Source organism: Acinetobacter sp. WCHAc060006, assembly GCF_004209135.1.
In the GTDB taxonomy this organism is placed as follows: domain Bacteria; phylum Pseudomonadota; class Gammaproteobacteria; order Pseudomonadales; family Moraxellaceae; genus Acinetobacter; species Acinetobacter cumulans.
Map to the genome: position 1 here is coordinate 1 of NZ_SGSS01000047.1, position 12759 is coordinate 12759.

A 12759-nucleotide genomic window follows, 5' to 3' on the forward strand; every position below is an offset into this window, starting at 1 on the left:
TCTGTACCACGACGATCAGAATCACTGAGCCAACCATTCAATTTGACAGGAATATCAGTACGTAGCTGATGCGTCCAAGTTAAATCAAGTGCATTAACTTCATCCTTTTCTGGGAAAGCTAAATTATTTTTTGCACCTCGTTCACTGCCAGTAAGTTTGGCAAATAACACACGTCCATTCACACGATTGGCTGAATTAATCGTCACACTACCACCAGTAGATACCATTTGACCATCACCACCCATGGCATGACCCAATGGGAAACCATGTTGGTAGTAGCCATCCTTATAATTATGATGATTATATGAAATACCTCGAGCATCACCATTAGTACGCGTATCAGCCCACTCTGCATAAAGCTGATAAGGCATATCCTTCATTGATGAAGAATAATCAGCACCTGCAAGATACATTTTTTTCGCTGGCAGTAAGCCAGACTCATCTTCACCAACATATTGACTATACAGACTCATCGGCACATTCATCAGCTTCTGTAAATTTAAACGACCATCAAAACCAGCAATCTGATTAGATGCATTTTTATCATTTACACAATTACCATCAGTACAGTCATTATCTTTACCAATAATTGCATTCCAGTACGCATTAAATGACTTAGGCTGACCTTTACCCCCAATCTGAAGCGTTCTAGATGCACCAAACTCTAGATAAGGCAATGGTTGTGCTGTTAAACGCATACCAATTAAATTAGTATCTGGAATAGCGCGATAATCATCTAAACGTCCAGCAAAAACTTGATATTGCCAAGGCCCAACCCATGACAACCACTTGCTGTCAAAAGCACTTTGTGTGGCACGCTGCGCAGTAAAACCATAAACAGGCCGACTTGCATCACCACGGATCAAACTACCGTCATGCCCTGGCCCCCAGTAAGTTAGGATCTGACCTGCAATCAACCATTGATTCCAAAGTTTGCCTGCAAGATATGAACCTTCAACATTGACGGTTTGTTTCAGCATTTACACGTAAACGTGCATCCCAATTTTGACTACCAGCATTCAATTCTACAGCCGCTTGAAACTGAGCTTTTTGATGATCATCAAAGTTTTGTGGGATATTTTTTTGATCTGACTCAGCAAACACTTCCGCTTTTAATAATGTATTGTTTGCAGTCAATTGACTTTTGATCGATTGAATCACTTTTTGCTGTGCAACAGTACTCACTTTGGCAGACGCTAAAGCACGCTGCACCTCATCTCCACTTAAGGGCCAAGTCGATGTACTGATTCATCATTTAAAACCAAGCCTTGCGCCCAAACAGGTGCTACACACATACTCAACAGCCAAAATGACAAAGAGCGCTTATTTACAATTTTCAAACCTTCTCTCTTAAATTCTAATACTTAATTCAACCTTAATTCTTAAATTATTCTCGTGAAAAATAATCATTTCTTAAAGAATATTTACAATAAAATAACCAACAGATATATTTAAAAACATGATTAAACTATTCTTTTTATGATTTTTTCAATTTTGTTTAATCACCAATAAAAAACAACACAATTTTTTTTAAAACTGCTTGCATAAAAAAACCCGCTATAAAGCGGGTTTTTTTAACACTCAGTTTTTATCACTTAAGCATTTTTATGACGCATGTGTGGGAACAAAATCACATCACGAATACTTGGTGCATTCGCAAACAGCATGACTAAACGGTCAATACCAATACCTTGGCCAGCTGTAGGAGGCAAACCATATTCTAATGCTTCAACGAAATCTGCATCGTAATGCATCGCTTCATCATCACCTGCATCTTTTTCAGCAACTTGTGCTTGGAAGCGTTCTGCTTGGTCAATTGGGTCATTTAACTCTGAGAAACCATTTGCAAGTTCACGACCACCAATGAAGAATTCAAAACGGTCTGTGATATGCGGGTTGTCATCGTTACGACGAGCCAATGGAGAAGTTTCCGCAGGATATTCAGTAATGAAAGTCGGTTGACGTAATTGAGTTTCAACAGTTTCTTCAAATACAATCGTTTGAAGTTTGCCTAAACCAAAACCAGGTTTTACTTGTTCTTTAAGTTCTTCACGAACAAAGTTTGCAAGGAATTCACGGTCAGCGACATTTTCAGCAGTAAAGCTTGGGTTGTGTTCAAGAATCGCATCAAACATCGAGATTTTTTTGTATGGACCTTTGAAGCTATACACTTCTTCGCCATAAGGAACATCTGTAGAACCTAAAATGTCGATTGCCAGTTTCTCAAGCATTTTTTCAGTGAGTTCCATCAAGTCTTTATAATCTGCATAAGCTTGATAGAATTCAATCATAGTGAATTCAGGGTTATGACGTGTAGAAACACCTTCGTTACGGAAGTTACGGTTAATTTCGAATACACGTTCAAAACCACCAACAACCAAACGCTTTAAATAAAGCTCAGGTGCAATACGTAAGAATAGCGGCATATCCAATGCATTATGATGTGTTTCAAATGGACGTGCAGATGCACCACCTGGAATCACATGCATCATTGGAGTTTCAACTTCCATGAAGCGTTCATTGGTTAAATATGCACGAATACCTGACACTACTTTTGCACGAATTTCAAAAGTTTTACGTGTTTCTTCGTTTACGATTAAGTCTAAGTAGCGCTTACGATACTTTACTTCCGTGTCAGTTAGACCATGGAACTTATCAGGAAGTGGGCGTAATGATTTTGTTAATAATTCGAAATGTTCGATATGTACATAAAGATCACCTTTACCAGAGCGACCCACATAACCTTTAATTGCGATGATATCGCCAAGATCTAAACCTTTGATTGTTTCCAATACTTCAGGTGCAAGCTCTTTACGTGCAACATATAACTGGATACGACCTGTCATATCTTGAATCACAATGAATGAACCACGGTTCAACATTACACGACCCGCTACAGATACATACACCTTTTCACCCGCTTCGATATCTTCTTTCGATACGTCTGCAAATTGGTCTTGTAAGTCTTGTGCGTAGTGCTCACGTTTAAACGTATTTGGCCAAGGGCTTGTACCCTTTTCCTTTGCCTGTTCTTCAATTTGCTTTAACTTGGCATGACGCTGTGCAATTAAATCGTTTTCGGAAATGTGTTGTTCAGAAGTCGATTGAGCGTTATTTTGCGTCATCTCTGCCTCGAATATGATCAAATAAATAAGAAGTTGCATAGCATAGCAGAAATAGAGAAAAATTCGAAGAATCTCTGTGAATTTCAATGTGCTTTCACTCTGCTCCGCACTTTTAAGCTGCTATGGCCATTTTTTTAGTCCTTAGCCAACTTTTACAACTATCGGTAATTGCACAGTCCAAAGGCTGACTTACCCTCTTCACCTACGCATTAAAACAACGCTCTAATGCAACCATAAACCTTTTATCAATTCTTCATCATACATCTCACTAGCTCAGCAAGTTGTTGGCGTACATCACTATTTCACTCAGTGTTAAGCCAACCTAAAATATTGATAAAGATGATCTACTTATGACTTATCCCTTAGTAGATTAGACCAATAGCTAAATTATCTTTTTGTGATTAAGCCCTACAATAAGTCAATCGTATTGATTGAAAATTACATTATTTTCAATTGCCAGACATTTTAAAAAAATTCAGTGCGAACAAAAAAAATGACTTCTTGTGTATCTAAAATTCTGTTTTTGCATGGACTTGATTCCTCAAAAGAATCTACAAAATTCCATGCAATTGATGCCGAACAAAAGTACTGCATCAATATCGACTACCGAAACCTAAATTTTCGGACAGTGGCTGACTTTTATCACGATATTATTCAAAAAATTCAACCTGAAATTATTGTGGGACATAGTTTAGGGGGCTATTGGGCTTTAAAAATGTCACATGCTCATCACATTCCCTGTGTTATCGCCAATCCAAGTCTTAAGCCAAATTTCCGTGATGACTACCCTGCGATTAGCGATTACGATTTAGACCATGATATTCCACAACTCGCTTATTTGGAGCTGGGTGATGAAATTCTAGATATGTACGAAGTTAAACACCAATTAGAAGATTTTATGCAAGTTGAAACATATACAGGTGGGCACCATCGCCTAGCACATCCTGAATGTATTAATGCACTCATTCAACAAATTGAAACGACACAGCGCCAAAAATAATCTTGTTGGCTCAGGCGATATAAAAAGGCCTTTTTATGCTATGCAAAAACGCATAGTTCAACACGATTGGGCATATACATCAAAACTCTGTGCTGGGCCAAAAAAAGCCTTGCATGAGCAAGGCTTTGATTGACTGATTCAAATCAATACTTCATTAAGCAGCATCTGCCTCAGGCTTAGATTTATCATCTAATACTGTCCAGATCTTCATACCCAAATCTTGGTGTAAGTCAGGAAGATCTAAGAAAATGCTCGCACCTAAAATTTCGTGATTACATTTTTCAGCCAACTGTTTAACCGCTTTTAAGGTGCCACCAGTAGCCAAAACATCATCCACAATAATCACTTTTTGCGCTTGAATTTCAGCAGACATTTCTAAACGGTCCATACCATATTCTAAGCTATAACCCACACCAACAACTGGCGGTGGTAACTTGCCAGCTTTACGTACTAAGATAAGGCCCTTGCCAGTACGCTGTGCCAACAAGCTTGCTAAAACAAAACCACGTGCTTCTACTGCAATAAAGCTATCTACTGCTGCCAATTGTTCTGCAGGAATACTCGCGATGAGCGCATCCGTCAACGGACCCACTTGTGTTAAGAACAACGGTGTTAAATCGAAGAAGCAAATACCAGGTTTTGGAAAATCTTGGACCGAACGAATGTGTGACCACAATGCAGTAGACGAGTTGCTCATAGGAGAAATTTAAAAATAAATAAGGAATGCGTGAATTTTAACGCTTATTCAACAAAATGAATAGTCAATATACAATTTCAACTCAAGTCAAAAACACCCAAAAACAAACTAACTTATTGTTTTATAATAAAACATTTATTTAAAAAATATTCAGTATATATTCTTCTAATTATAATTTAACGAATAATCAGCTTTTTTCATACACGGCTTTAGTCTAAAAAGCCAAAGTTTTAATCCAGTACATCCTATATAAGATGGTGATCGATAAAAGTGCGATCAATCGCATGATTTATACGACTTGCTAAGTTAGAAAAACACAAAACTTGAAACGATGACTGATGGGTTTAATGACAATTTCTGTCCTCGGCTGACATTCTGCTTTTAATTTCACTGTTTAAACTCTTATGCACTTTACTTTATGCTCGGAACTGCGTAAAAATTTAACCGAAGTTTATGCTGTTTAAAGTCAAATTATTAGAGTCTTGCAGTAGATTGAGTATTTCTGACTGTTTATACATACGGTCGGTTTTTGGAGAATCAAATGAAAAAGTATCAATGCATCGTTTGTGGATGGATTTATGACGAAGCAGAAGGTTGGCCTCAAGACGGTATCGTCGCAGGTACAAAATGGGAAGATATTCCAGACGATTGGACTTGCCCTGACTGTGGCGTGTCAAAAGCCGATTTTGAAATGGTTGAGATCTGATACATCTTTAAAAAGACCATAAGCTTATGGTCTTTTTTTACGTCTTTAATAAAATAAAATCTCTTTGGAGTCGAGTATGCACCCAATTGTCATTATTGGTTCAGGTATGGCTGGTTATGCTGCTGCACGTGAATTTCGCAAGCTAAATACAGAACAAGAACTGGTTATGATTTGTGCTGACGATGCAGCCAATTATGCAAAACCGACCCTATCCAATGCATTTGCACTCAAAAAAGCACCCGAACAAATTGCACTTGGCGATGCTGAAAAAATGGCAACACAGCTCAATATGCGCATTGTGAATCATACTTGGGTTAAAAACATTGATACGGCAGTTCAGGAAATTCAACTTGAAAATACTCAAGGTGAAGCTTCAACTCAAGCCTATTCTCAGCTCGTGCTTGCCGTGGGGGCACATGCCATTCGCTTAGCCATTGCTGGTGATGGTAGCGATGACATTCATACCGTAAACAGCTTAAGCGAGTACAAATCATTCCGTGCCTGCTTAGATCAACGTCAAGACAAACGTGTAGTGATTCTAGGCGCAGGTTTAATTGGCTGTGAATTTGCCAACGATTTACAAAATACAGGCCATGACGTTACGGTTGTAGACTTAGCACCACTGCCTTTAGGTCGTTTGTTGCCGACACACGTTGCGGAATCTTTTAAAGACAAGCTGTCATCTACAGGGATTCAATTTGTCTTAGGCACTACAGTTGAAAAAGTTGCCAAAAATGCCGATGGATCATATAGCGTCGCTTTGGCAAATGGTCAAAGCTTTACAGCGGATGCGGTCTTGTCTGCAATTGGCTTACAACCGAATCTTGCATTGACTGCAGAAGCGAACATTCAGACCAGCCGTGGCATTGTGACCAATGGCCACTTAGAAACCAATCAAGCCAACATTTATGCTTTAGGCGACTGCGCAGAAGTTAATGGTTTGCTGTTGCCTTATGTCATGCCAATCATGCAACAAGCTCGCGCATTAGCAAAAACCTTAAATGGTGAAACAACAGCTGTGCACTATCCTGCTATGCCAGTTGCTGTAAAAACGCCAGCTGCGCCATTAACTGTTTTACCTGCACCTTTAAATGTAGAAGTTCAGTGGGAAACCGAAGAATTTGAAGATGGCATGCTATCTAAAGCACTGGATAATGAGGGCACACTGCGTGGTTTTGTATTGCTGGGCGCAACGACTGCCAAGCAACGACTTAGTCTGACCAAGTTAGTTCCTGACTTGATTCCTGCTTCAGTTTAAGGTTTAAATACATGAACGCTTCACGCATTGAAGCGTTCAGTTTTTCAGGAAAATAAAAATGAATAGTGCCCTGCAATACCAACCTTCGCCTTACACACCATTTATGCATGAAACAAAAGTGGATTTAGGTAATGGCATTGAATTACATGTCGAAGTTGGAGGCAATCCTGAACACCCCACTCTATTATTGATTATGGGTTTGGGCGCACAAATGTTGTATTGGCCCGATTTTTTCTGCAAATCTTTGATTGATCAAGGTTATCGCATTATCCGTTACGATAATCGCGATATCGGCTTATCCTCAAAAATTCGAAACAAAGGCCCACGCTTAAATACACTCAAACTGATGGGTCGATTCGCACTGGGTTTAGACAATCAAGGCTCACCCTATAATTTATATGATATGGCCAATGATGCAGCTCTGCTCATTGAACGTTTAGGCTTAGACAAAGTTCATGTGATTGGTGCATCTATGGGGGGCATGATTGCACAAATATTAGCAGCACAGCACCCTGATAAAGTACAAAAACTGGGCTTGATGTTTACCAGTAACAACCAGCCTTTATTACCCCCACCCTTTCCAAAGCAACTTTTTAGCTTAATTGGTAAGCCTGAATCTTCAGATGAAGAAGGCATTGTGAATCATAGTCTGAAAGTTTTTAAAATTATTGGCTCCCCTGGATATGTCAATCATTTAGAAGTAATTCAGACCGCTCGTAAGTTATATCAACGAAGTTATTATCCAGCGGGTGTACTTCAACAGTTTTTAGCAATATTATGTACAGGCTCCTTGCTTAAACTAGATCAACAAATCGATCACAAGACGCTGGTGGTTCATGGCTCTAAAGATCGCTTGTTACCCCCTAGCCATGGTAAGGCAGTTGCTAAAGCAATTTCTGGCGCAAAATTTGAATTAATTGATGGAATGGGGCATGATATCCCACCGCATTTTATTCCATATCTTAGCGGGTTATTTGCTGATCACTTTAAATCATAAACATTAGGACACTATGGCTGCATTACCATCTCTAAGACAGCTGTCATATCTTGTAACGCTGTCAGAAACGCTGCATTTTACAGAAGCTGCGCGCCGTTCGTTCGTCACTCAGTCTACCCTTTCTGGGGGTATCATGGAACTAGAGCGCCTTCTTGGTGGTGTTCTGGTAGAACGTGACCGCCAAAATGTACGTTTAACACCACTTGGTGAACAAGTTGTTGGTCGAGCTCGTGTTTTATTGGCCGATGCACAAGACTTAATGCGATTAAGCCGTGAAATGAGCGAACCGCTCACTGGTGATCTGCACCTTGGGGTTATTCCAACCATTGCACCTTTCATTCTTGCTCAATTGCTAGATGAAGTGCATAAACAATTGCCTAAAATTCAATTGCATTTGCATGAAGCGCAAAGTGAAAAAATTGTTGAACGTTTAGAGCATGGCAACCTCGATATGGTTGTTCTTGCCCTGCCTTTCGATACACGTAGCTTAAAAGTTGCAGAAATTGCGAAAGAAAATCTATATTTGGTTTACCACAAAGCCGACCAAAATGCTGCGCATGCAAGCTCTTTAGATAATTTAGACCTTTCTCGCTTAATGCTTTTAGAAGAAGGCCATTGCTTACGTGATCATGCACTCAGCGCATGCCCAATTGGTGAACGTAAAAATGACCATCGCTTAAAAGCAAGTTCATTACCAACTTTGGTTGAAATGGTCTCCGCTAATCTTGGTTTCACCTTGTTGCCAGAAATTGCACTGCATACCAATATGATTAAAGCGAACCCAGATTTGGTTGTAAAACCAATTGAAGCTGGTCCTAGCCGTACATTGGCATTGGTTACACGTAAAAGTACACCGCTACAAAGTGAATTTGACGTTTTACTTCAAATTTTGCAAAAAATTACGCAGAACTTACACTAAGTTGAAACTTAGCTAAGTATTCGCGCATCGCCTGAGTTTTATTATCCGCCCTATATGGGAAAGTGTAATAAGCTCAGGTTTTTTATTGCCCTGTTCCCACCCATGCAAAGCAGACGATCACCACCTTAGGCGCTACTGAGCTCCTTTGCTAACTATTGCAAGAATAAGCTAGATACAGTTTTTTTTAGTTTTGTCTTGGTATTCAGTCGCGACTCGCTCAATAGCATCGCAGGGAATTAACATCGTGAGAAGTATGAAACCAAATTAGTTATATACGGACATATACTTCAATTCAGTTATGTTAAAGCAAATATTTCATTGATAATCGCAAGATAAAGACTTCATTTTCTTCTGCAAAACACTTAGCTGAGAATGGTTAAAACTCCCCCTAAAGCAACGCTATTTTATTTTTTAATATTAAAAAAAAGAAAAGGGCAATCCAAAATGGTTGCCCTAAATAAGGTAATACATAAATGAAATATCATCTACTTCCTTTAGAAATCTTCTCACTAGCCAGATCAGTTTGAAGATGTGTTTATATTAAGATTAGCGTTTGTAATTGCCTATCCCTATTTTTGGGTATTTTTACAAAGAAATATTATTTTTTATAACAAATAATCGTCTAATATCATAAAGTTGATTAATTTACGTGACATTAATCACACTTTCTGAGTTTTTAAAAATTTGCCAAATGATAAATTTTAGTGAACCATTAAGTCCACCCGATCAGCCCCACGCTGCTCAAAAAAACTTAGAAAAAACTCATTTATATACCGCTCACACATTTAATGTATATATTATTTTTATTTTAACCCAATGTAGTAAATTTTATTATTTACAATGAAAAATAACATAAAAATAACCGCAATAGATATTTGTAACATAAACAAAAACATTTACACCCAAAACCAACATAGCGTTAAAAAAATGAAAATATCAATTGCTCTACAAATACTTAATTATAACTTCCCCTTAAAATCACCATTTCTAGGTATATGCGACTGCATTTTTTTAAGGCACAGTAACTCAATATAAAAACATTGAAATACTGATTTTAATTTACGGTTATTTTTATTTAAATATTTAGAGCTATATAATGATTTCAATTCTAAGTTTACCGGTACCCGTGTTGATTATTCATCAACATCCAAATATGCCGCACACACACATACATACAATACTTGTGAACTTGGGCTATCCCGAAGATCTTATTTTGCATAGCGCAGATTTAAGCATTGCAACGCAACTGATTGAACAACATCTTCCAAATTTAATTTTATGCTCTGTTGAAAATTTTGAAGATTTAGTCTTTTTACAAACTACACGCAAAATCCATCCTGAAGCTCATTTGATCAGCTTACATTCATCCATTCAGGGTGAAGAAATCTTACAGGCACTCAAATTTGGGGCAAATGCTTATTTACTCAATACCAGTGAATCTGAACAACTTGCTGAGCATATTCGTATTATTTTACGTGGGGGTGCTATTTTACATCCTGAGTTGGCAAGTTATCTGCTTAATACACACTTAACCCCATCTACTCAAATCGCGCAGACACATGCAACTGCGCTTGCTACTTCAGCTATCGCGTATTCGCCAATTGAAATTCAAATTTTGCAGCAGTTTGCACACACACAAACGCTGGAACAAACCGCATCACTACTTCAACTTTCTCCTGCTCAAGTCAGTAGTCTGATTAAACAAATCCTGCGGAAGGTTAGTTTGTATTATCACTAAAAGGCAATAGCCATACCGTAAACATCGTCTGTCCTGTTGCCTTTTTATATAAGACGAAAAACGATGGCATAAAAAAGCCTGATGCAAAGCATCAGGCTAATCTATTCAAACCACTCAACAATGATTTAATCACGTTTATTTAATCGCATTTAAAAGCTCGCGCTGTGCATTATGCAACGTTTCCGTTTCATTGGCTTGTACACGTACCCACTCACCATTACCTTGCAATAACCATGCTTGTTGATTGTCCTTTAAATAGTTCACCAAACCTTGCTGATAGATACGTTTTTTTAAGGCTGCATCTTCAATTGGGAAACAAGCTTCTACACGATTAAATAAGTTACGGTCCATCCAATCTGCGCTCGATGCATAAATGCGTGCATCGCCATTATTGCTAAAATAATACACACGCGTATGTTCTAAGAAACGCCCCACAATTGAACGTACACGAATGTTTTCAGACAAGCCTGGTAAGCCTGGGCGTAAGCAACAGATCGAACGAATAATTAAATCAATTTGCACTCCAGCTTGAGATGCCTCATATAATTTATTAATTAACTGTACTTCGGTCAGCGCATTCACTTTCACAATAATTTGTGCAGCTTTACCAGCTTTTGCATTGGCAATTTCATCATCAATAAAATTGACCAATTGTGCGTGCAATGTAAATGGTGCATGTAAAAGCTTTTTCAGCTTCGCCATCTTGCCCATACCCGTCAATTCTTGGAAGATACGATGCACATCTTCACACAATTCTTTGTCGGTGGTGAGTAAGCCATAGTCGGTATAAATACGCGCATTCCCCGCATGGTAGTTACCCGTACCCAAATGGACATAGCGCACTAATTTATTATTTTCACGGCGTACCACTAAAATCATTTTAGCATGGGTTTTATAGCCCACTATGCCATATACGACTACCGCGCCTGCTTCTTGCAAAACATTTGCCACAGCAATATTTGACTCTTCATCAAAGCGTGCTCGTAACTCAATCACTGCGGTGACTTCTTTACCATTACGTGCTGCTTCTGCCAGTACTTGTACAATTTCAGAATCTGCACCGCTACGGTATAAAGTTTGTTTGATTGCAAGCACTTGTGGATCGCGTGCTGCCTCACGTAGTAGGTTAATTACGGGTGCAAAAGATTCAAACGGATGATGAAGCAAAATGTCTTGCTTCTGCATCGCACTGAAAATATTTTCAGACTTTTTCAGCACCTTTGGAATTACTGGTGTATGTGACTCATAACGCAAATGTGGGCGCTTAAAATTTGAAAGTAAGCGTGCGAGGTTGACTGGACCATCGACCTTGTAAAGTTGTTCATCTTCTAAATCGAATTCTTCTAGTAAATATTGGTAAATGTGTTCTGGGCAGTTTTCAGTTACTTCCAAACGCACAGCACGACCAAAGCGACGCGAAGAAAGTTCACCTTTTAAAGCTTTCGCCAAATCTTCTACATCTTCATTTAATGCTAAGTCGGCATTACGTGTTACACGGAATTGATAACAACCTGTTGCCGTCATGCCTGGGAATAAATCCGAAACATGCTCATGAATAATTGCTGAAAGCATCACATGATGTTCTTTCCCACCAGTAAGCTCATCAGGTAAACGGACTACGCGTGGCAATGAACGTGGCGCAGGTACAACTGCCAAATCAATTTGACGACCAAAAGCATCTTTGCCTTCCAAGGTCACAATAAAGTTTAAGCTTTTGTTGACTAAGCGTGGAAATGGATGCGCTGGGTCAAGGCTAATGGGTGTAAGTACAGGTGCAACTTGCTCTTGGAAATATTTTTTTACCCACGCAGATTGTGCAGGTGTTAATTCTCCACGACGCAAGAAGCAAATGTCTTCTTCGCGTAGTTTAGGCAAAATTTCTTCGTTTAAAATACGATATTGACGCTCAATGGCTGCATGCGCTGTTTTTGAAATTTGATCTAGAACTTGCTTTGGTGTGAGACCATCAGGTGTATGGCTCTCTAAACCTAAAGCAATTTGCTCCATCATACCCGCGACACGAATTTCAAAAAATTCATCGAGATTACGTGAGAAGATCAATAGAAAGTTCATGCGCTCCAATAAAGGATGCAATGGATCAACAGCTTGCTCCAATACACGCAAATGAAAATCTAAAATGGATAGCTCACGGTTAATGTAGCGATCGTTATAAGTATATTCAGGTTTTACAAGTGCTGTATCCGCTGCCGTATTCATATCTGCCCTACTAAAATGCTTAATTCACTGGCTATATTTAGTATGCTTCAAATTTGTGACAATTTCATAAAAAAAGCCGATTTTACTCGGCTTTTTTTATAT

General features: G+C 38.8%; 9 protein-coding genes and 1 pseudogene. 6 read left to right on the forward strand and 4 right to left on the reverse strand.

Annotated elements, in window-relative coordinates; all coding sequences use genetic code 11:
- Positions 1-1295 (reverse strand): annotated as a pseudogene (locus EXE29_RS16425) (capsule assembly Wzi family protein); the annotation flags it as partial.
- Positions 1296-1595: 300 nt separating this feature from the next.
- The gene (gene lysS, locus EXE29_RS16430) at positions 1596-3125 is read right to left on the reverse strand and encodes a lysine--tRNA ligase (protein WP_117008019.1); all 1530 of its coding nucleotides are present in this window, start codon (positions 3123-3125) and stop codon (positions 1596-1598) included.
- A gap of 493 nt (positions 3126-3618) precedes the next feature.
- Between lysS and EXE29_RS16435 the strand changes: the two genes are divergently transcribed.
- Positions 3619-4125 (forward strand): YqiA/YcfP family alpha/beta fold hydrolase, encoded by a 507-nt coding sequence (locus EXE29_RS16435; protein WP_120365064.1) that lies wholly within the window; start codon positions 3619-3621, stop codon positions 4123-4125.
- Between the two features lie 154 nt (positions 4126-4279).
- Here EXE29_RS16435 and EXE29_RS16440 read toward each other — a convergent pair whose 3' ends face one another.
- Positions 4280-4822: an adenine phosphoribosyltransferase gene (locus EXE29_RS16440; protein ID WP_106985748.1), complete on the reverse strand. Its 543-nt coding sequence runs from the start codon at positions 4820-4822 to the stop codon at positions 4280-4282.
- Between the two features lie 541 nt (positions 4823-5363).
- Here EXE29_RS16440 and rubA point away from each other — a divergent pair.
- The 5 genes from rubA to EXE29_RS16465 all read left to right on the forward strand — a co-directional run bounded on the left by rubA (position 5364) and on the right by EXE29_RS16465 (position 10440).
- Positions 5364-5528 carry a rubredoxin RubA gene (rubA, locus tag EXE29_RS16445; RefSeq protein ID WP_068974687.1) on the forward strand — a complete coding sequence of 55 codons (165 nt, stop codon included), beginning with the start codon at positions 5364-5366 and terminating at the stop codon, positions 5526-5528.
- A 76-nt stretch (positions 5529-5604) separates the two neighbouring features.
- Positions 5605-6786 (forward strand): FAD-dependent oxidoreductase, encoded by a 1182-nt coding sequence (locus EXE29_RS16450; RefSeq protein ID WP_120365063.1) that lies wholly within the window; start codon positions 5605-5607, stop codon positions 6784-6786.
- Between the two features lie 58 nt (positions 6787-6844).
- Positions 6845-7783, forward strand: coding sequence for an esterase EstB (gene estB, locus EXE29_RS16455; RefSeq protein ID WP_120365062.1), 939 nt, complete (start codon positions 6845-6847; stop codon positions 7781-7783).
- Positions 7784-7796: 13 nt separating this feature from the next.
- Entirely contained in the window at positions 7797-8702 is a 906-nt protein-coding gene (oxyR, locus tag EXE29_RS16460) for a LysR family transcriptional regulator OxyR (RefSeq protein WP_106985751.1), read from the forward strand.
- Between the two features lie 1096 nt (positions 8703-9798).
- Positions 9799-10440 (forward strand): transcriptional regulator, encoded by a 642-nt coding sequence (locus EXE29_RS16465; RefSeq protein WP_106985752.1) that lies wholly within the window; start codon positions 9799-9801, stop codon positions 10438-10440.
- A gap of 135 nt (positions 10441-10575) precedes the next feature.
- Here the strand turns inward: EXE29_RS16465 and ppk1 are convergent, their stop codons facing one another.
- On the reverse strand, positions 10576-12657 hold the full coding sequence (gene ppk1, locus EXE29_RS16470) for a polyphosphate kinase 1 (protein ID WP_120365061.1): 2082 nt from the start codon (positions 12655-12657) through the stop codon (positions 10576-10578).
- Between the last annotated feature and the right edge of the window lie 102 nt (positions 12658-12759).